Annotated in this window: 20 protein-coding genes and 2 riboswitches; all 20 genes read left to right on the forward strand. The window is 41.8% G+C overall.

What is annotated here, in order from left to right:
* The first annotated feature begins 94 nt into the window (after positions 1–94).
* The 20 genes from ACFWE9_RS12130 (at position 95) to ACFWE9_RS12220 (ending at position 21,268) form a co-directional block, all read left to right on the forward strand.
* A complete protein-coding gene (locus tag ACFWE9_RS12130; protein WP_377356941.1) occupies positions 95–2,479 on the forward strand; it encodes a 3-hydroxyacyl-CoA dehydrogenase/enoyl-CoA hydratase family protein in 2,385 nt (794 codons plus the stop codon).
* Positions 2,480–2,551: 72 nt separating this feature from the next.
* Positions 2,552–3,730, forward strand: coding sequence for an acetyl-CoA C-acetyltransferase (locus ACFWE9_RS12135; protein ID WP_137023769.1), 1,179 nt, complete (start codon positions 2,552–2,554; stop codon positions 3,728–3,730).
* 69 nt (positions 3,731–3,799) lie between these two features.
* Complete coding sequence (locus ACFWE9_RS12140) at positions 3,800–5,587, forward strand: acyl-CoA dehydrogenase family protein (protein WP_230161900.1); 1,788 nt, start codon at positions 3,800–3,802, stop codon at positions 5,585–5,587.
* 138 nt (positions 5,588–5,725) lie between these two features.
* Positions 5,726–6,082, forward strand: coding sequence for an arsenate reductase family protein (locus ACFWE9_RS12145; RefSeq protein WP_230161898.1), 357 nt, complete (start codon positions 5,726–5,728; stop codon positions 6,080–6,082).
* 97 nt (positions 6,083–6,179) lie between these two features.
* Positions 6,180–6,560, forward strand: coding sequence for a glycine cleavage system protein GcvH (gene gcvH / locus ACFWE9_RS12150; protein WP_230161895.1), 381 nt, complete (start codon positions 6,180–6,182; stop codon positions 6,558–6,560).
* Between the two features lie 91 nt (positions 6,561–6,651).
* Positions 6,652–7,017, forward strand: coding sequence for a toprim domain-containing protein (locus ACFWE9_RS12155; protein ID WP_230161893.1), 366 nt, complete (start codon positions 6,652–6,654; stop codon positions 7,015–7,017).
* A gap of 3 nt (positions 7,018–7,020) precedes the next feature.
* Positions 7,021–7,329, forward strand: a complete 309-nt coding sequence (locus tag ACFWE9_RS12160; protein ID WP_230161965.1) for a thioredoxin family protein — start codon at positions 7,021–7,023, stop codon at positions 7,327–7,329.
* A 149-nt stretch (positions 7,330–7,478) separates the two neighbouring features.
* A riboswitch (SAM riboswitch) is annotated at positions 7,479–7,584 on the forward strand.
* 105 nt (positions 7,585–7,689) lie between these two features.
* Entirely contained in the window at positions 7,690–9,000 is a 1,311-nt protein-coding gene (locus tag ACFWE9_RS12165) for an O-acetylhomoserine aminocarboxypropyltransferase/cysteine synthase family protein (RefSeq protein ID WP_230161891.1), read from the forward strand.
* A gap of 117 nt (positions 9,001–9,117) precedes the next feature.
* Positions 9,118–9,230, forward strand: a riboswitch (SAM riboswitch).
* A 166-nt stretch (positions 9,231–9,396) separates the two neighbouring features.
* On the forward strand, positions 9,397–10,431 hold the full coding sequence (locus tag ACFWE9_RS12170) for a methionine ABC transporter ATP-binding protein (RefSeq protein WP_230161889.1): 1,035 nt from the start codon (positions 9,397–9,399) through the stop codon (positions 10,429–10,431).
* Positions 10,424–11,092 carry a methionine ABC transporter permease gene (locus ACFWE9_RS12175; RefSeq protein ID WP_230161887.1) on the forward strand — a complete coding sequence of 223 codons (669 nt, stop codon included), beginning with the start codon at positions 10,424–10,426 and terminating at the stop codon, positions 11,090–11,092. Before ACFWE9_RS12170 ends, ACFWE9_RS12175 begins: the two co-directional genes overlap by 8 nt.
* A gap of 15 nt (positions 11,093–11,107) precedes the next feature.
* On the forward strand, positions 11,108–11,944 hold the full coding sequence (locus ACFWE9_RS12180; protein ID WP_230161885.1) for a MetQ/NlpA family ABC transporter substrate-binding protein: 837 nt from the start codon (positions 11,108–11,110) through the stop codon (positions 11,942–11,944).
* A gap of 166 nt (positions 11,945–12,110) precedes the next feature.
* Complete coding sequence (locus ACFWE9_RS27130; RefSeq protein ID WP_483313630.1) at positions 12,111–12,251, forward strand: YuzK family famiily protein; 141 nt, start codon at positions 12,111–12,113, stop codon at positions 12,249–12,251.
* Between the two features lie 447 nt (positions 12,252–12,698).
* Positions 12,699–13,484, forward strand: a complete 786-nt coding sequence (sufC, locus tag ACFWE9_RS12185) for a Fe-S cluster assembly ATPase SufC (RefSeq protein WP_230161883.1) — start codon at positions 12,699–12,701, stop codon at positions 13,482–13,484.
* A gap of 15 nt (positions 13,485–13,499) precedes the next feature.
* Entirely contained in the window at positions 13,500–14,801 is a 1,302-nt protein-coding gene (gene sufD, locus ACFWE9_RS12190; RefSeq protein WP_230161881.1) for a Fe-S cluster assembly protein SufD, read from the forward strand.
* Positions 14,801–16,030 carry a cysteine desulfurase gene (locus ACFWE9_RS12195; RefSeq protein ID WP_230161879.1) on the forward strand — a complete coding sequence of 410 codons (1,230 nt, stop codon included), beginning with the start codon at positions 14,801–14,803 and terminating at the stop codon, positions 16,028–16,030. The genes sufD and ACFWE9_RS12195 overlap by 1 nt, the downstream gene beginning before the upstream one ends.
* A complete protein-coding gene (gene sufU / locus ACFWE9_RS12200) occupies positions 16,020–16,448 on the forward strand; it encodes a Fe-S cluster assembly sulfur transfer protein SufU (protein ID WP_230161877.1) in 429 nt (142 codons plus the stop codon). Before ACFWE9_RS12195 ends, sufU begins: the two co-directional genes overlap by 11 nt.
* 55 nt (positions 16,449–16,503) lie before the next feature.
* The gene (gene sufB / locus ACFWE9_RS12205) at positions 16,504–17,901 is read left to right on the forward strand and encodes a Fe-S cluster assembly protein SufB (protein ID WP_230161875.1); all 1,398 of its coding nucleotides are present in this window, start codon (positions 16,504–16,506) and stop codon (positions 17,899–17,901) included.
* 202 nt (positions 17,902–18,103) lie between these two features.
* Positions 18,104–18,952, forward strand: coding sequence for a DUF72 domain-containing protein (locus tag ACFWE9_RS12210; protein WP_377356948.1), 849 nt, complete (start codon positions 18,104–18,106; stop codon positions 18,950–18,952).
* 86 nt (positions 18,953–19,038) lie between these two features.
* Positions 19,039–19,866 (forward strand): sulfite exporter TauE/SafE family protein, encoded by an 828-nt coding sequence (locus ACFWE9_RS12215; RefSeq protein WP_377356950.1) that lies wholly within the window; start codon positions 19,039–19,041, stop codon positions 19,864–19,866.
* A gap of 16 nt (positions 19,867–19,882) precedes the next feature.
* Positions 19,883–21,268 (forward strand): bifunctional metallophosphatase/5'-nucleotidase, encoded by a 1,386-nt coding sequence (locus ACFWE9_RS12220; protein ID WP_377356952.1) that lies wholly within the window; start codon positions 19,883–19,885, stop codon positions 21,266–21,268.
* Positions 21,269–21,271 lie beyond the last annotated feature (3 nt).

The following is a 21,271-nucleotide window of genomic DNA, read 5'->3' on the forward strand; positions in this document are numbered from 1 at the left end:
ATTCTATATTAGTAATAAGAAAAAATATTCAAAATTTTTTGGATTAAAAATGAATGAGCATTCATTCAATACATTGCGTAAGGGGGATTTAAACTTGGTTCGACAAATACGAAAGGCTGCTGTTCTAGGGTCAGGAGTTATGGGATCAGGGATTGCTGCACATCTTGCTAACATCGGCATTCCGACTTTATTATTGGATATTGTACCTCGCGAACTCACTGAGGATGAAAAGAAAAAGGGACTGACATTAGAAAATAAACAAGTACGTAACCGCATTAGCCAAACTGCGATTACAAAACTTTTAAAACAAAAACCAGCTCCGCTTTCGGCTAAGGGAAATCTTGCGTTGATCGAGGCGGGAAACTTGGAAGATGATATAAGCCGTTTAAAGGATGTCGACTGGGTCATCGAAGTGGTCGTTGAGAAACTGGAAGTTAAGCAAAGTGTATTTGCCCAAGTTGATCGACATCGTAAACCAGGAAGCATCATTTCATCGAATACATCTGGAATTTCAATCGAAGCGATGGCAGAAGGACGCTCCGAGGATTTTCAAAAGCACTTCCTGGGAACCCACTTCTTCAATCCACCGCGATATCTTAAATTGTTAGAAGTCATTCCGACTAAAGCAACTTCAACAGAAGTGCTCGATTACATGAAACGATTCGGCGAAGATGTACTGGGGAAAGGTGTCGTCGAAGCCAAGGATACACCAAACTTCATCGCTAACCGCATTGGCACTTACGGTTTGTTGGTCACCCTTCGGGAAATGCAAAAAGGCGGGTACAGTGTAGGTGAAGTCGACTCGGTTACAGGACCATTGATCGGAAGGGCAACCAGCGCGACTTTCCGGACACTTGATGTAGTTGGATTGGACACCTTTGCACATGTTGCCAAAAACGTATATGACCAGGTCGATGGTGAAGAAAAAGAAGTTTTCAAAATACCTGATTTCATGAAGGCAATGCTTAAGAATGGGTGGCTTGGAAGCAAGTCAGGCCAAGGGTTTTTCTTGAAAAAGGGCAAGGAAATCCTTGAACTGAATCCAGATACGCTTGAATATGATGCTCGAAAAAAATTAAAAACACCTTCTATGGAAATGGCAAAACAGGCCAAGGGTTTAGCTAATAAAATGAAAGCGCTCGTTTATAGCGAGGACCGTGCCGGCCAATTACTTTGGGATGTACTGAATCCAGTGCTTGTGTATTCTGCCCAATTGCTTGGAGACATTGCCGATGACATCGTGGCAATCGACCAAGCGATGAAATGGGGATTCGGTTGGTCCACAGGTCCTTTTGAAACCTGGGATGCGATAGGTGTAGAAAAATCGGTAGCACGTATGGAAACTGAAGGAATCACAGTTCCCCAATGGGTAAAGGATATGCTCGCTAAGGGCTTTACTTCATTCTATACAGAGGAAAGTGGCATCGTTCACTACTATGATAATGGTGAATATAAAGAACTCGTCGAAAATCCTAAAGTGATCAATCTTAAAGCAATCAAGAAGCAAAAAGGCGTAATCAAGAAAAACAGCGGTGCCAGCTTGATAGATATCGGTGATGGGGTGGCTCTCCTTGAATTCACTTCTCCCAATAATACTATCGGCCTAGATATCATGCAAATGATCAATGCGGCAGTCGATGAAGCGGAAGCGAACTTTAAAGGCCTGGTCATCGGAAACCAAGGCAAAAACTTCTGTGTAGGCGCTAATATTGCAATGATGTTGATGGAAGCGCAAGATGACAATATTTTTGAACTGGATATGGTCATCAGCCAATTCCAAAAGGCCATGCTAAAAATTAAGTACAGTGCAGTTCCTGTAGTGGTGGCTCCTTTTAATATGACACTTGGCGGCGGTGCTGAAGTATCTCTTCCAGCTGCACGCATCCAGGCAACGACAGAAACATATATGGGTCTTGTAGAAGCAGGTGTAGGATTGATCCCAGGCGGTGGCGGGACAAAAGAGCTTTACGTGAAGACATTGAAGAATATGCCAAAGGGCGTCGACTTCGATTTACAAAAAGTGGCCAACCAAGTATTTGAAACGGTCGCCATGGCAAAAGTTTCGACCTCTGCTGAGGAAGCACGAGGGAATAATTTCCTTAATTCATCTGATGGAATAAGCGTGAATGCGGATCATCAGCTATATGATGCGAAGCAGGCAGTACTTTCCATGCATGAACAAGGTTATACCGCTCCAGCCCGTACAAAGATTCCTGTCGTAGGTGAAACGGGATATGCTGCACTTCTATTAGGGGCTGAATCCATGCGCCTTTCAGGATTCTTATCTGATCATGACCTCGTCATAGCGAAAGAGCTTGCATATGTCCTGGCAGGGGGAAAACTCCCATATGGTACAGAAGTAGATGAACAGTATATCTTGAACCTTGAAAAACAAGCGTTCCTAAAACTGATATCGACTCCTAAATCTCAGGCAAGGATGCAGCACATGCTTGTTAAAGGGAAACCACTGCGTAATTGATGAATAGATGAAGATATGGCCAAAACGAAGATTACTAGATCGATAGCTTAAAAATGAGTAAGGGGGATCCTCATGAAAGAAGCGGTAATAGTAGCTGGAGCAAGGACTCCGGTAGGAAGAGCGAAAAAAGGTTCTCTTGCTAGTGTACGCCCTGATGATTTAGGGGCTCTTGTTGTAAAGGAAACATTAAAGCGTGCAGGGAATTATGAGGGCACCATCGATGACCTGATTATCGGTTGTGCAATGCCTGAAGCCGAGCAAGGATTGAACATGGCGCGTAATATCGGCGCATTGGCAGGGTTGCCGTATACAGTACCGGCGATAACGATTAATCGTTATTGTTCAAGCGGGCTGCAAAGTATCGCGTATGGAGCGGAAAGGATCATGCTCGGCCAAAGTGATACAGTCATTGCAGGCGGAGCGGAATCCATGAGCCTTTTGCCAATGATGGGCCATGTAACACGTCCGAACGCGAGACTTGCGGAAACGGCACCGGAATATTATATGGGTATGGGTCACACTGCTGAAGCCGTTGCAAAAAAATACGGCATTTCCCGTGACGATCAAGATGCATTTTCAGTTAGAAGTCATCAAAAGGCGGCTAAGGCCATTGCAGAAGGAAAGTTTTCGGATGAGATCGTACCGGTTGACGTAACCCTTCGTTCAGTGGGACCAGATCTTAAGTTAAAGGAAAAATCATTTACTTTTACACAGGATGAGGGCGTTCGTCCAGGTACGACTGCTGAAGTGCTAAAAAAACTAAGACCTGCATTCTCTGTTACAGGATCCGTAACAGCAGGGAATTCATCACAAACGAGTGATGGTGCAGCCGCGGTCATGGTCATGGATGGGGAAAAGGCCTCTTCATTAGGGATGAAACCGATGGGTAAGTTCCGTTCCTTTGCTGTAGCAGGTGTACCACCTGAAATTATGGGCATCGGTCCAATCGCTGCCATTCCTAAAGCTTTGAAACTAGCTGGACTTGAGCTATCTGATATTGGTTTATTTGAATTGAACGAAGCCTTTGCTTCTCAATCCATACAAATCATTCGTGAGCTGGGATTGAATGAAGAGATTGTCAATGTTAATGGCGGAGCGATTGCCTTAGGCCACCCCCTTGGGTGTTCCGGAGCTAAATTGACATTAAGCCTGCTTCATGAAATGAAGCGAAGAAACCAACAATTCGGAGTTGTTACAATGTGTATCGGCGGCGGAATGGGCGCTGCTGGAGTATTCGAATTACTAGCGTAAACAACCTTTCCGGATGCTGTCAACATGCTTCCGGAAGATTTAATATATTTATACTTAGGAGGAAATGACATGTCCAATCAAACAAAAGATAACCTCATTAAAGGTGGAGCCTTTTTAGTAGAAGATATTTCGTATGATCAAGTGTTTACTCCGGAGGATTATTCCGATGAGCATAAAATGATTGCCAAAACTTCTGAAGATTTCGTTGTGAATGAAATTCTGCCGCAAGTTGAACATTTAGAAAACCATGAATTCGACCGTTCTGTTAAATTACTGAAGCATGCAGGTGAAATCGGTTTACTTGGTGCTGACGTTCCTGAAGAATACAGCGGATTGGGTCTAGATAAAATCAGTTCGGCGCTAATTACAGAAAAAATGGCTCTTGCAGGCGGCTTCGGAATTACGCATGGTGCACATGTAGGGATCGGATCTTTGCCAATCGTATTATTCGGCAATGAAGAACAAAAGAAAAAATACCTCCCCTTACTGGCAACAGGTGAAAAAATTGCCGCTTATGCTTTAACGGAGCCAAGCTCAGGATCGGATGCTTTAGGAGCAAAAACAACAGCGAAATTGAATGCAGAAGGAACACACTATATTTTAAATGGCGAAAAACAATGGATAACTAATGCCGGTTTTGCAGATGTCTTCTGTGTATACGCTAAAATCAACGGCGAACAATTCTCAGCCTTCATTGTTGAGCGTGAATATAAGGGCGTATCCACTGGTGCGGAAGAGAAGAAAATGGGCATTAAGAGCTCATCTACACGCACATTGATCCTGGAGGATGTTCATGTACCAATTGAAAACCTTTTGGGTGTAGCCGGAAAAGGGCATGTCATTGCTTTCAATATCTTGAATATTGGCCGTTATAAATTAGGTGTTGGTGCAGTCGGCGGATCTAAACGCGCTCTTGAAATTACAGCCGCTTATACAAATCAACGCCAACAGTTCAAAACAAAAATTTCTGATTTTAATTTGACAAAAGAGAAACTTGCAACAATGGCTTCTAAAATCTATGCAGCAGAAAGCTCAGTATACCGTACCGTTGGTCTTTATGATCAAAGACAAAGCAAGTTGACGGATGAACAAGTGAAAGATGGTAAATCAATGGCAGCAGCAATCGCTGAATATGCAATAGAGTGTTCTTTGAATAAATTCTTTGCATCTGAAGTATTGGATTACGTAACGGACGAAGGCGTGCAGCTTCATGGCGGTTATGGTTTCATGCAGGAATATGAAATTGAGAAAGCCTATCGTGATTCCCGTATTAACCGAATTTTTGAAGGCACAAATGAAATCAATCGCTTGCTTGTCCCGGGAACTTTCCTGAAAAAAGCACTTAAAGGAGAATTGCCGCTTCTTCAAAAAGCTCAAGGCCTGCAAGAGGAATTAATGATGATGATGCCGGAGGAACCTGGCGATGAGCCATTGGCACAAGAAAAAATGCTTGTTAGAAACGCCAAGAAAATCGGTATTTTGGCAGCTGGTCTTGCTGCACAGAAATACGGAACAAGACTTGATCAGGAACAAGAAATCCTCTCCAACATTGCTGATATAGCATCTCTTGCATATGCTGCAGAATCGGTGGTATTACGTACGGAAAAAGCCATTGCGGCCACCGGGCTGGAGAAGAACAAACAAAAAGTCCTTTACACTGAAATTTTCGTTCAAGAAGCTTTCAATGAAATAGAGCAGCATGCAAAGGAAACGTTAATTGCCGTAGAAACAGGCGATACTCTTCGCATCATGCTTTCTTCGCTTCGCAAGCTGACAAGACACAATCCAATCAATGTCATTGCGAAAAAACGTGAAGCTTCAGTTAAGGTTATCGAAACGGAAAAATACGCACTTTAAGAAATAAATTGAAATCTTAAAAGGGAATGCCCGTAATAGGCATTCCCTTTGCTTTGATGAAATCACGTTGGAAAATCAAAGGACATTTCGTTGTATTGCGTGGTGAAAACGGGTATTCTATTGGTAGGTGGTGAAATGATGGGATTAACATTATATTGGTACCCAAAATGCGGCACATGCCGTAATGCGAAGAAGTGGTTGGATAGTCATGAACTGCAATATGAAGCGATCCATATAGCGGAAAATCCACCTTCTCGAACTGAAATCGAACAACTTTATAAAAACAGCGGATTAGAGTTGAAGAAGTTTTTCAATACTAGCGGTCAAAAATATCGGGAGCTCGGGTTAAAGGATAAGCTGAAAGAAGCTTCTGAAACAGAGATGCTTGATATATTGTCCACTGATGGCATGCTGCTAAAAAGACCGATTGTAACGGATGGCACTAAAGTGACAGTGGGTTTCAAAGAAGAGCAATTCGAACAGGCTTGGAACTAAAATTACACAAAATATTTGGTTAATTTCTTACTTAAAACAAAGTTCTACCTTATAATGTAATAGATAAAACAAGATGTACATATGGAGGGAATTAATAATGACAACGCCAAAAGAACTTCGTTACACTAAAGAACATGAATGGGTCAAAACGGAAGATGGAACAGTCCGCATCGGAATAACAGCTTTTGCCCAGTCCGAACTTGGGGACATCGTTTTCGTCGAGCTTCCAGAGGTCGGGGATGAATTGAAAGCGAACGAGCCATTTGGAAGTGTTGAATCCGTTAAAACCGTTTCTGAGCTTTATGCTCCAATCAGTGGCAAGGTTGTTGAAGTGAACGATGATTTAAGTGACAACCCTGAGTATGTGAATGAATCTCCTTTTGAAAAAGCATGGATGATCGTGCTGGAACCAGCAAATAGCAGTGATATTGAAAACCTGATGAGCGCTGAAGAATATGAGAGCTTGATTAACGGTTAAAGCGAAGTAGAGGGGGCCAGATAATGGCCTGCTCTCTTTTTCATTTTGGATATGGCAGTTGCGCACATAATTCGTGAGATGGAGTGATGACATGGAATGCGGCGAATTCGATAAAGTGATCATTGTAGAAGGCAGTTCCGATAGAAGAAAAGTTGCCTCCGTTTTAAATGAAGATGTGGAAATAAGATGTACGAATGGAACCATATCATTAACTAAGCTAGATGAATTTGTTGATGAATTAATGGATCGTGATGTCTATCTCCTTTTTGACGCAGATGAATCAGGAGAAAAGCTGCGGAAGCAATTCCGGAGGGAAATGCCGGAAGCGAACCACTTGTACATTAATAAAATGTACAAGGAAGTGGAAAGCTCGCCCGAACATCATATCGCAACTGTCCTTTTATCTGCCAATATGAATGTGAAAATGAAATATTTAAGTCAAAGGGTGAACGACTAATTGATGCGGGAATGGAAAGAAGAAGAGTGTCAGCTTGCTGTTGAAAAAGGGGAAACCTTTTGCTTATATTTATATACGCCTTTATGTGGTACCTGTCAGGTGGCTTCCAAGATGCTGACGATTTCATTGGAACTTTTCCCGGATTTTAAGGCAGGCAAAATGAACATGAATTATGTTCAAGCATTTGCGGAATCGTATGAAATTGAAAGCGTCCCTTGTTTATTGCTTTTCAAAGAAGGAAAGCTGTACAAAAAAATATATGCCTTTCAATCCGTTCCTTATTTGTATGGATTGCTTAAGGAAATTAGCTAAGAAACCAACCAGTTACGGGTTGGTTTTTTAGCTTTGTATAGGTAAGGGCCAAAATCTAAATAAAACAAAGAATATTCTAACTATTCATTGACTGGATAAATGTAAAATGCTATATTTTGAATTAAGAAAGTAACTGCTGAATTTAATAGTTCTTATCAAGAGTGGCGGAGGGACTGGCCCGACGAAGCCCGGCAACCGGTATAAATTTATATACGGTGCTAATTCCAGCAGAGTGTTGGCTCTGGAAGATGAGGTGTGTATGAAAACCTCTTCTTGTGGAAGTGGTTTTTTTGTTATTCAATGGATTTCCCGGTTTTATTATAATTCCAACTAAATCGATAGAAGAAGAGGAGAAAGCCTATGTCAGAGAAAAAGTTGCGTTTCGAAACATTGAGTGTTCATGGTGGTCTGCAAGCTGATGAAACAGGTGCCCGTGCAGTTCCTATTTACCAAAGCAATGCATACTTGTTCAAAGACACCGACCATGCAGCGAATTTATTTGGCTTAAAGGAGAATGGCTATATCTATTCTCGACTCCATAACCCCACGGTCAGCGTTTTCGAGGAAAGAATGGCCTTATTGGAAGGCGGGATCGGCGGATTGGCAACAGCAAGCGGAATGGCGGCCATTTCCCTGTCAATCTTAAATATTGCCGGTGCAGGGGATGAGATTGTTTCAGCCTCTACATTGTATGGTGGTACGTATAATCTTTTTGAAAATACTCTCCCTAAATATGGGATTAAAGTGAAATTCGTCTCCCCTGATGACCCTGAAAATTTTAAAAGGGCGATTACGCCAAAAACAAAAGCCATATTTGCTGAAACAATTGGAAATCCAAGCTTGAGGGTTTTAGATATCGAAGCAGTAGCGGATATCGCCCACGATGCCGGCATACCTTTAATTATCGATAATACCTTCGCTACACCATATCTTTGCAGACCCATTGATTTTGGAGCGGATATTGTCATCCACTCTGCTACAAAATGGCTATTGGGTAATGGAACGACATTAGGCGGTGTCATTGTGGACGGAGGGAAGTTCGACTGGAACTCGCCAAACTACCCTGGCTTTACCGAGCCTGATCCAAGCTACGATGGTCTCGTGTACTCGGAGGCAGTTGGACCCGCTGCTTTTATTACAAAAGCCCGTGTGCAATTACTTCGTGATTTAGGCCCTTCGTTAAGTGCCCAAAGTGCATTTCAGTTTACGCTTGGACTTGAAACGCTGCATGTAAGAATGAAAGAGCATATCTCGAACACCAAGTCTGTCATTCAATATTTGAGAAATCAACCGGCTGTGACCTGGGTTTCATATCCTGCTAATGAGGATCATCCGGATAAAGCCCTTGCAGATAAATACTTGCCTAAGGGAGCTGGAGCGGTTGTGACCTTCGGAATACAAGGTGACCGTGAGGCCGGAGCAAAACTTATCAATTCGGTTGAATTATGGTCCCATGTAGCGAATGTTGGGGATGCTAAGAGTTTAATCATCCATCCCGCCAGTACGACCCATCAACAATTGAATGAGGCAGGTCTGGCGAAAGCGGGTGTGAGTGCTGATCAAGTCCGACTATCCATTGGGATAGAAAATGTTGAGGATTTAATTGAAGATTTAGAGCAGGCAATTGAAAAAGCGACGAATATCGTCTCCTTGGCTTCTAAAACGATTTAAGGAAAAGACAAGTTCATATTATTATAGAAATATTATACATTGCACTCCTTTTTTATCTATGATAAAATTTCACCATACTAAAGAACTTAATGATGTACAAAATATTCTATATATTAGCTCTTATCAAGAGAGGTGGAGGGATGTGCCCGATGAAACCCGGCAACCGACAAGGAAATTTCCTTGGAAAGGTGCCAATTCACACAAAGTTTAATTACTTTGGAAGATGAGAGGAAGGCCAATCTTTTTACCTGCCTTTCTGCTCATGCAGAAAGGTTTTTTCTATTCCATATTGGGGTAACCTTTGCATGGGCAGCGAAATTGTTAAAAGCACAAACTAATTATGTAGAGAAATCAACTAAGTTCATAGGTTTTATTGGATAAAAGAGGTGAGTATTAATGATTACATTGACTAATGTCAGTAAGCTGTTTCGAACAGGAAAAGGAAGCAGTGAGACGATCAAGGCTGTAAATAATGTAAATGTTGAAATAAATAAAGGCGAGATTTTCGGTATTATTGGCTACAGTGGAGCTGGGAAAAGTACTTTGATCAGAATGCTCAATGGCTTGGAAACACCCACGGAGGGATCCGTTGTGGTGGCTGATAAGGAAATTTCTAAGATAAATGGGGCAAAGCTTCGTAAGGCCCGTCAAGAAATCAGCATGATTTTCCAACATTTCAATCTATTGTGGTCCAGGACCGTCCAGGAGAACATATCCTTTCCGTTGGAAATTGCAGGAGTTTCGAAATATGAACGCACCAAGCGTGTGAACGAATTAATCAAGTTAGTCGGACTGGAAGGCAGGGAAAAGGCTTATCCATCGCAATTGAGCGGTGGGCAAAAGCAAAGGGTGGGAATAGCCAGGGCTCTTGCCAATGATCCTAAAGTACTGCTATGTGATGAAGCGACTTCTGCTTTAGATCCACAGACTACTGATTCAATTCTTGAATTGCTTGTTGACATCAATCAGCGCCTTGGGCTAACGATTGTGTTGATAACACATGAGATGCATGTAATACGTAAAATCTGTCACCGTGTGGCTGTGATGGAAAGCGGGCAAGTTGTTGAACAGGGACCTGTGCTGGATGTTTTCAAGAATCCTAAAGAACAAATGACAAAGCGTTTCGTGCAACAGGTAACGGAACCGGAAGAAACGAAAGAAACAATGGACCATTTACTCGAACGCTTTCCTGCAGGTAAAGTTATTCAACTGACCTTTGTAGGGGACCATGCCGAAAGTCCGTTGATCACCAAGCTCGTACGTAACTTCGAGTTGGACGTCAATATCGTTCAAGGTAAGATATCCCAAACGAGAAGTGGTTCATATGGAACGCTGTTCATCCATCTTGATGGCACAGAGGATGAAATGCTCCGCGCAATCGAATTCATTAAAGAGCAGCAGGTAGGCGTGGAGGTGATTACTCATGCTTGAAGAATTATTGCCGAATGTGGATTGGGAAGACATTATTGAAGCAACGAAAGAAACACTATATATGACGAGCATCTCTGTAGTAGCTACCTTTTTTATAGGCATACTATTAGGGTTGATCCTGTTCTTGACAGGGAAAGGGAATATGTGGCAAAATCGGGCGGTTAACGTGGTCATGAGTGCTGTCGTTAATATATTCCGTTCCATTCCGTTTCTTATTTTGATCGTGCTGCTCATTCCATTCACTAAAGCACTTGTCGGTTCCATGATTGGTGAGAATGCTGCACTGCCAGCACTTATTATCGGTGCGGCCCCATTTTATGCACGTATGGTTGAAATCGGCCTCCGTGAAATCGATAAAGGTGTAATTGAAGCTGCTAAATCTATGGGGGCTAAAACGAGCACGATCATTTGGAAGGTACTGCTTCCAGAGTCGATGCCGGCCCTTATTTCCGGGATTACGGTAACATCGATTGCATTGGTCGGCTACACAGCAATGGCTGGTGTCATCGGTGCAGGAGGGCTTGGTAATCTAGCCTATCTGGACGGTTATCAAAGAAATCACAATGACGTTACTCTTGTAGCGACTATCGTTATTTTAATTATCGTCTTCATTATTCAAATTATTGGAGATATGATTACATCTAAATTGGACAAAAGATAAAGGGAGATGAATTGAATGAAAAAGTTTTTGGGATTTGCATTAATTTTAGTGTTATCGATCGCTTTGGCAGCTTGTGGAAGTGAAAAGGATAAAAGCGGCAGCGATACGGAAAAAGAATCGAAGAAATTAGTTGTAGGTGCATCAAATGTTCCGCATGCTGAAATCCTTGAGAAAGCAAAGCCAATACTTAAAGAAAAAGGCATCGATTTGGAAATCGAAACATTCCAGGACTATGTTTTACCGAATAAGGCGTTAAACGATAAGGAATTGGATGCTAACTATTTTCAACACTTACCTTTCTTAGAGTCGGCAATTAAAGAGAATGGATATGATTTCGTCAATGCGGGCGGGATCCACATCGAGCCTATCGGTTTATATTCACAAAAATATAAAAGCATCGATAAACTTCCTGATGGAGCAACGATCATTTTAAGCAGCTCTGTCGCTGACCATGGCCGTGCTTTATCACTGTTGGAAAGGAATGGCCTCATCAAGTTGAAAGAGGGCGTCGATAAAACGACAGCTACAACGAAAGACATCATTGAAAATAAGAAAAACTTTAAATTCGACGCTGAATATGAGGCGGCATTACTTCCGAAAATCTATGAAAGCGGCGAAGGCGATGCTGTTTTGATCAACTCTAACTATGCAATCGACGCTGGCTTGAATCCATTGAAAGATTCAATTGCGATCGAAGATTCCGAATCACCTTATGTGAATGTCATCGCTGTAAATAAAGGCGATGAAAATAAAGAAGAAATCAAAGCGCTTGTAGAAGTATTGCATTCTAAAGAAATCAAAGATTTCATCCTTAAGGAATACAAAGGTGCGGTTGTACCAGCGGATAAATGATTCAAGAGGAACGGCCTGATTTAATTCGGGTCGTTTTTTTTTATGTTTAAAGTATGAAAAGTAGGGTAAAAGGTTAAAGAAAGAAATAAAATGAAACACAAATTTGAAAGGATGGTTCACTATCAATACTCTAGAGTTAAATGTAACAAGCGAAATGGAAAAGGCGATGCAGTCTTCACATGGGATTGGCTACAGTGAGTACAGTAGAAACTTAGACCTCCGTATCGAGGTTGAGAAGGAACGAGATAGGGAACATGAAAAGTGCAACAAAATGGTTCTAGACCTACAACGCAAAATTCACGGCTAAGCATATAAAAGAGTTCTTTAAAAGATCGGTCTGTAGAGGTAAAATGATAAGTGGTCCAGAAAATAAGGGTTTCCTTATTGGATTATCTTACATAACACCAAACAGTCCGATTTTTTTCTTTTCAAAGTGAACCGTTCATGCCTTCCAACCAAATCTTTTGAACATATATTAATAAGAACAAAGATTTGCCGAATAATAAGATAATTTTAACAAAAGCTAAATAAGGCTTAATATGCTGTATGTTGGCTATAACTGTTAGTATTATTATAATTGGACAGGTTTTCACCATGTAAGAAGTAGAAACCCCTATCTATATTAGTTGATTCTAAATTGGATTTGTTATAAAATTGGAATGAGAATAAAGTGAGAATGCTTTTACGAAAATTATAGTAAAGAAAGTTTTTCTTTCTGGTAATAAAATAGGAATTAGTTCACGGAGGTATTATTATGTCAGCTTCTACATTAACGGTTAAAGATCTTCACGTATCTATTGAAGGTAAAGAGATTTTAAAAGGGGTTAACCTTGAAGTTAAAGGTGGAGAAATCCATGCGATCATGGGACCCAATGGAACTGGTAAATCAACTTTATCATCAGCAATCATGGGTCACCCAAAATATGAAGTAACAAGCGGAAGCATCACATTCGATGGTGAAGACGTTTTGGAAATGGAAGTCGACGAGCGTGCTCGTGTCGGTCTATTCCTTGCTATGCAATATCCAAGTGAAATCAATGGTGTTACAAACGCCGACTTCTTACGTTCTTCCATTAATGCACGCCGTGAAGAAGGCGATGAAATTTCATTGATGAAATTCATCCGTCAGATGGACCAAAAAATGGAATTCCTTGAAATGGATGAAGATATGGCACAACGCTATTTAAATGAAGGTTTTTCCGGCGGAGAGAAAAAACGTAACGAGATTCTTCAATTAATGATGATTCAACCTAAAATTGCCATTTTAGATGAGATTGATTCAGGGCTTGATATCGATGCACTTAAAGTCGTTTCAAAAGGAATCAATGAAATGCGCGGAGAAGACTTTGGATGCTTGATCATCACTCACTACCAACGTCTATTGAATTACATCACTCCTGACTATGTACATGTTATGATGCAAGGACGTGTCGTAAAATCAGGTGGTCCTGAACTTGCTGCCCGCTTGGAAGCGGAAGGTTATGATTGGATCAAACAAGAATTGGGCATTGAAGACGAAACTGTTGGCGAAGAAGCGTAAGTAGGAGGATTTGCAATGACTACAGAAACGAAATTACCGTTTGAACAAGAGGATATAAGCTCTTATTCAACTAAAAATAACGAGCCTGCTTGGCTTTCAGAGCTTCGGATTCAAGCGTTTTCTGAATTTGAAAAGCTCCCGATGCCAAAGCCGGATAAAACGAAAATCGACAAATGGAATTTTACTTCTTTCAAGACCCATGCGGTTGAAAGTGAAGCTTTTGCCTCTATAGAAGAGCTTCCGGAAGAAATCAAATCCATCATTGAAGAAAATGGAAACTTATACATTCAACGCAACAATACGCCGGCACATATCAATCTGTCAGCAAATGTGAAAGAACAAGGCGTCATTTTTACGGATATTTTAACAGCGGCTCGTGACCATGCTGAGCTCGTGCAAAAATATTTCATGAAAGACGGCGTTAAAATAGATGAGCATCGTTTAACAGCACTTCATGCTGCATTGGTTAATGGGGGAGCATTCCTTTATGTTCCGAAAAATGTAGAAATCAAAGAGCCGATACAATCGGTATTCCTATTGGATAATCCTGATACTACACTTTTCAACCATGTATTGATCGTAGCGGAAGATAATAGCTCTGTCACATATGTAGAGAACTATTTCTCAACTGTTGAGTCTAACGAAGGGATTGCCAACATCGTAACTGAAGTATTTGCGAATGCAAATGCAAAAGTGGAATACGGGGCGGTCGATACCCTTTCAAAAGGCTTTACGACATACGTTAACCGCCGTGGGGTGGCAGGACGTGACGCTCGTATTGAGTGGGCACTTGGCCTGATGAACGATGGAAATACGATTTCAGATAACACAACATATCTAATGGGCGATGGCTCGCACGGTGATACTAAAACCGTTGTAGTCGGTCGCGGGGAACAAAAACAAAACTTTACGACAGCGATCATTCATTATGGCAAACGCTCTGAGGGCTATATCCTTAAGCACGGTGTCATGAAAGACGCCGCATCCTCCATTTTTAATGGAATTGGAAAAATAGAGTATGGTGCTACAAAGGCCAATGCCGAACAAGAATCACGCGTACTGATGTTAAGTGAAAAAGCACGTGGAGACGCCAATCCAATCCTTTTAATTGATGAAGATGATGTAACGGCTGGTCACGCTGCTTCTGTAGGTCGTGTTGACCCGCTTCAACTGTATTATTTAATGAGCCGTGGTATTACGAAGAAAGAAGCAGAAAGACTTGTCATTCACGGATTCTTGGCCCCTGTTGTTAACCAGCTTCCTATTGAGGGAGTTAAAAAACAATTAGTAGCGGTCATTGAAAGGAAAGTACAGTAATGAACCCATACGAAATTCGTAAGCTTTTTCCGATATTAGATCAAGAAGTCAACGGTCAGCCATTAGTTTATTTAGATAGTGCTGCGACCTCGCAAAAACCGGCTGCAGTGATTGAAGCGATTGAGCAATATTACCGTGGATACAACTCGAATGTTCACCGCGGAGTGCATACACTAGGAACAAAAGCTACGGATGCGTATGAAGGTGCACGTGAAAAGGTGCGTAAATTCATTAATGCTTCTTCTACAGAAGAAATCATCTTTACTAGAGGAACGACCACTTCTTTAAATACTGTAGCAAGAAGTTACGGTGGAGCAAATGTAAAAGAGGGTGACGAAATCGTCATCTCTTACATGGAGCACCACAGTAATATCATTCCATGGCAGCAGCTTGCCAAAGAAAAAGGCGCTGTACTGAAGTATATTCCGCTTCAAGAGGATGGCACGATTTCACTTGATGATGTGAGGGCTACAATTACGGATGCAACGAAAATCGTTTCTATCATGCAGGTTTCGAATGTACTTGGCGTTATCAATCCTGTGAAGGAAATCGCAAAAATTGCCCATGAACACAATGCTGTAATGGTAGTCGACGGGGCACAAAGCACGCCGCATCTAAAAGTGGATGTCCGTGATTTGGATTGTGATTTCTTTGCCTTCTCAGGCCATAAAATGGTCGGTCCAACAGGTATCGGCGTATTATATGGAAAAAAAGAACTTCTTGAAAAAATGGAGCCAATTGAATTCGGCGGAGAGATGATTGATTTCGTAGGCTTGTATGAGTCTACATGGAAAGAACTCCCGTGGAAATTCGAAGGCGGTACCCCAATCATTGCCGGCGCCATCGGCATGGGGGCTGCAATTGATTTCTTGGAGGAAATTGGCTTGGATCATATTGAACGGCATGAACATAAACTCGCCGCTTATGCAATGGAGAAAATGTCCGCAATCGAAGGGCTGACCATATACGGTCCTAAAGATTCAGAAAAGCGTGCGGGTGTAGTTACCTTTAATATGAATGACGTACATCCACATGATGTCGCTACCGTACTTGATGCAGATGGAATTGCTGTCCGTGCCGGTCATCACTGCGCACAGCCATTAATGAAATGGCTTGACGTGTCATCGACAGCAAGAGCAAGTTTCTATCTCTATAACACGGAAGAAGATATTGATAAGCTTGTGTCCGGGCTTGTTAAAACGAAGGAGTATTTCAGCAATGTCTTTTGATAACTTAGATACACTTTACCGTCAGGTCATTATGGATCATTATAAGAAACCACGTAACAAAGGTATGCTTGAGGATGGCAGCATGACAATCGATATGAACAATCCAACTTGCGGTGATCGGATTCGTTTAACGATGAAGATTGAAGATGGAAAAGTCAGCGATGTTAAATTCGATGGTGACGGATGTTCGATATCCATGAGTTCGGCTTCCATGATGACTCAAGCCATTAAGGGCAAAGACGTTGATACTGCTCTAGCGATGTCCGAGACTTTTTCCTTAATGATTCAGGGAAAAGAATACGACAATGAGATGGACCTTGGGGATATTGAAGCCCTTCAAGGTGTTTCTAAATTCCCAGCCCGAATCAAGTGTGCGACCCTAGCTTGGAAAGCCATGGAAAAGGGATTGAAGGAATAATTAAATTAAAATGAGCTGTTGTAATTCAGCCATTTGAAATGGAGGAATACGAGCTATGGCAAAGAAAATGCCTGAAATCGGCGATTATAAATATGGCTTTGCGGATAAAGATGTTTCCATCTTCCGTTCAAAGCGTGGTCTGACAAAAGAAATCGTGGAAGAAATTTCTCGAATGAAGGATGAACCGCAATGGATGCTTGATTTCCGTTTGAAATCATTGGAGCATTTTTACAACATGCCAATGCCTCAATGGGGCGGCGACATGCAGAGCCTGAACTTTGATGAAATCACATACTATGTTAAGCCATCAGAGAAATCAGAGAAGTCTTGGGATGAGGTTCCTGAAGAAATCAAACAGACTTTTGATAAATTGGGAATTCCTGAAGCCGAACAAAAATATCTTGCTGGCGTATCTGCTCAATATGAATCAGAAGTGGTTTACCACAGCATGAAAGTAGAATTGGAAGATTTGGGTATCGTCTTTAAAGATACGGACTCTGCACTTCGTGAAAATGAAGATATCTTCCGTGAGCATTTCGGTAAAACAATCCCGCCTACTGATAATAAGTTTTCGGCTTTGAATTCAGCTGTATGGTCAGGCGGATCTTTCATCTATGTTCCAAAAGGTGTTAAAGTGGATACTCCGCTTCAAGCTTATTTCCGAATCAACTCTGAAAACATGGGTCAATTCGAACGTACGCTAATCATTGTTGATGAAGGCGCATCCGTTCACTATGTAGAAGGTTGTACAGCACCTGTTTATACAACTAACTCCCTTCATAGTGCGGTTGTTGAAATCATCATTAAAAAAGATGCTTACTGCCGTTACACAACGATTCAAAACTGGGCAAACAACGTGTTTAACTTGGTTACGAAACGTGCGGTTTGTGATGCTAACGCAACAATGGAATGGATTGATGGTAACATCGGTTCTAAATTGACAATGAAATATCCTGCTGTCATCTTAAAAGGTGAAGGCGCTCGCGGTATGACATTATCGATTGCCATTGCTGGAAAAGGCCAACATCAAGATGCTGGAGCGAAAATGATTCATCTTGCGCCAAATACATCTTCAACTATCGTCTCAAAATCAATTTCTAAACAAGGCGGTAAAGTAACATACCGTGGTATCGTTCACTTCGGACGTAAAGCGGATGGTGCTCGTTCTAACATTGAATGTGATACATTAATCATGGATAATCAGTCTACATCTGATACAATTCCTTATAATGAAATCTTGAATGATAACATTTCCCTTGAACACGAAGCAAAGGTTTCCAAAGTATCGGAAGAGCAATTGTTCTACCTGATGAGCCGCGGAATCTCTGAGCAAGAAGCAACGGAAATGATCGTAATGGGCTTCATCGAACCATTTACAAAAGAACTTCCAATGGAATACGCGGTTGAAATGAACCGTCTGATCAAGTTCGAAATGGAAGGCTCCATCGGATAATAACCGACGGATCGCCTGAAAGGCGATTCAGCACAATCCATTCATACAAAAGCCTGCCAGGGAGACTTGGCAGGCTTTTTATTTTGGAAAGTGAAATCCGGCCGCCATTATGCAAAGATTAAATATGCCTATGCAAGGGTAAAAAAATAGTAAGGGAAAAGTCGGAAACGGGTCTTGTCAGCAGAAAGGAGTAATGGTGCAGATGATTTATGTTGGTGTGACTGGCTGGGGCGATCATGATAGTTTATATCATGGCGGGGTGCCCCAACGTGATAAACTGAAAGAGTATGGGGCTCATTTTCCCATTGTGGAGGTGGATGCCTCATTTTATGCAGTCCAGCCTAAGAGGAACAGTGAAAAGTGGGTGTCAGAGACACCTGCGTCCTTTCAATTTGTCGTTAAAGCCTATCAGGGGATGACAGGACATCAGCGTGGGGAAATTCCATTTGAAAGTAAAAAGGAAATGTTCAAAGCCTTTCGCGACTCTCTTGAAGCTTATCAGAAGGCCGGCAAGCTTGCTATGGTCCTATTTCAATTTCCACCATGGTTTGATTGTAAACGTGAGAATGTAAACTACCTACGATGGTGCAGAGCTGAGATGGGCGATATGCTAGTTGCCATAGAATTCCGGAATCAAAGCTGGTACAGATCCACCATGGTCCAGCAAACTTTGGATTTTATCCAAAAGGAAGGTTGGATTCATACTGTATGTGATGAGCCGCAGGCTGGAGAAGGGTCCATTCCTGTCGTCCTGCATCCGACTCATCCAGATAAAACCCTGATACGCTTTCATGGCCGAAATTTGCATGGTTGGCAGAAATCATCTTCGGGAGATAATTGGCGGGAAGTCAGGTATTTATACCGATATAATCATCAGGAATTAACTGAATGGGTGGAGAAGATCAGGATATTAGAAAAGCAATGTAAGGAGATATATGTCCTTTTCAATAATAACTCAGGCGGAGATGCCGCAGATAATGCCAAGCAAATGATTGAATTGCTTGGTATAGAATATGAAGGACTGGCTCCTAAGCAGCTTGGTTTGTTTTAACAGGCATTATATAATTAATGAAGTGATAACGTGACAAGCTAGTTATTGAGCGCTAGAATCACAAACAGATAAAGGCGGATTTTCTCATGGTATGGGTAGTATTAGTAGGTATCGGATTAATAGCGGGATCAATCGGCTCTCTTGTCGGTCTGGGCGGTGGCATCATCATTGTACCTTCTCTTTTGTATTTAGGTACATCTACAGATATAATCGATGAACTGACACCCCAGATTGCTGTCGGTGTATCAACCGTGATCATGATTTTTACCGGTTTATCATCTACTTTATCTTATTTAAAACATAAAGTGGTGGATTATAAGGCAGGCTTAGTCTTCTTCATAGGCAGTTCACCTGGTGGCATAATTGGAGCCTATGTGAATAGGAACCTTAACGTGGAAGCTTTCTCCTTGTATTTTGGAATTTTCATGGTTTTCATGGCTATCGTGCTATTAGTGAAAGATCGTTTGAAGCCCATGGTTTTCAAGCCTGGAAAAGGGAAGATCGTTAAAACGTATAAAACGGATAATGGACATTCATTTTCCTATGGATACCACCCTCTGATAGCTGTATTGATTACATTTGTCGTGGGTTTCAGCTCAGGGTTATTTGGAATTGGCGGTGGCGCCTTAATGGTCCCCGTAATGATGCTGCTTTTCTTCTTCCCTCCGCATATGGCAGTAGCGACTTCGATGTTCATGGTATTTTTGTCTTCCATCACTAATTCGATTACGCACATATCCCTTGGGAATGTAAATTGGCCATATGCTCTTGCCTTGATTCCGGGTGCATGGTTCGGTGCAAAATTGGGGGCATTCATTAATACGCGCCTAAAGAGTGCGTCACTTGAAAATATGTTGAAAATAGTGCTGATAATCATTGGTTTACGTCTTATATACCAAGGTATTACAGGATAAACGAGGAGGGAAAATGATGTCAGAAATCATTCATTTGTATCACACCAATGATCTCCATAGTCATTTTGAGAATTGGCCTCGTATTGATAAGTTTCTTAAAGAAAGAAGACAACTTCATCAAGAGACGGGAGAAGAAGCGATCATACTTGATATAGGTGATCATGTGGATCGCTGGCATCCATATACAGAAGGTACGTTGGGGAAAGGAAATATTGAACTGCTGAATGAAGCGGGCTATCAATATGTGACCATCGGCAATAATGAAGGGATCACTTTGCCCCATGATGCGCTAGATTCCCTATATGATGCGGCAAAGTTCAGGGTCTTGGCAGCAAATATTTATTACCGGGATAATGAAAGGCCTGAATGGGCGCTGCCATATTGGATACATACAACGCTAAAGGGCACCAAAATCGCCATGATAGGTTTGACAGCTTTTTTTCAAAAGTTTTACACTGCGATGGGCTGGGAATTAACAGAGCCATTCGTGGAGTTGAAGGCACAGCTTGAACGGGTTAAAACGGAGGCAGATGTAATCATCATCCTGTCTCACCTGGGCATCCATGATGATGAGAGGATGGCAGAGGACTTCCCCGAGATTGACGTCATACTTGGCGCGCATACACACCACATCCTTCACCAAGGGAAATTGGTCAATGATACGCTCCTCTGTGGTGCCGGAAAATATGGATTTTTCGTTGGGCAGGTGGAAATGACCGTCAATCAGGAAAAGAGAGTCAGCAAGAAGAGTGCCATTCTTTATGATACCAATGATTTTTCGGAATTAGAGGATGAACGGTCATGGATTGAAGCAATGTACCAGGCCGGCGGGGAAACGCTTCAGCAAGTTGTAGTGGATTTACCTGAATCTCTGGAAAATGATTGGTTCAAAGTAAGTGCCCTTACGAAAATACTAGGGGAGGCACTAAGGGAGTGGAGTAAGGCTGATTGTACCTTTTTGAATGCGGGTCTTCTGCTCGATGGATTGCCTAAAGGGCCTGTCACCAAAGGGGACATTCATAAAATCTGTCCACACCCCATCAATCCTTGCATCGTTGAAGTTAATGGGAATGAATTAAAAGAAATCTTAATGCAATCGAGAAATGAGGAGTGGCCTCATATTCAAGTGAAAGGTTTCGGTTTCCGCGGGAAAGTCATGGGTGTCATGCACTATGATCAAATTGAATTTAAAGAAACGGACAATGGAATAGTAAAAGGAATCTTGATAAATGGGAAGAAACTGCATCCTGACAAGTCCTATAAACTGGCTATTCCTGATATGTTCACGTTTGGGCACTTCTTTCCAAGTATCCATCGCTCCAATCGTAAAGAATACCTATTACCGGAATTCTTACGGGATATCCTTTCATGGAAGTTGAAAAAATTATATCCGGACGCCTAACGC

Source organism: Peribacillus sp. NPDC060253 (assembly GCF_042727425.1).
GTDB lineage: Bacteria > Bacillota > Bacilli > Bacillales > DSM-1321 > Peribacillus.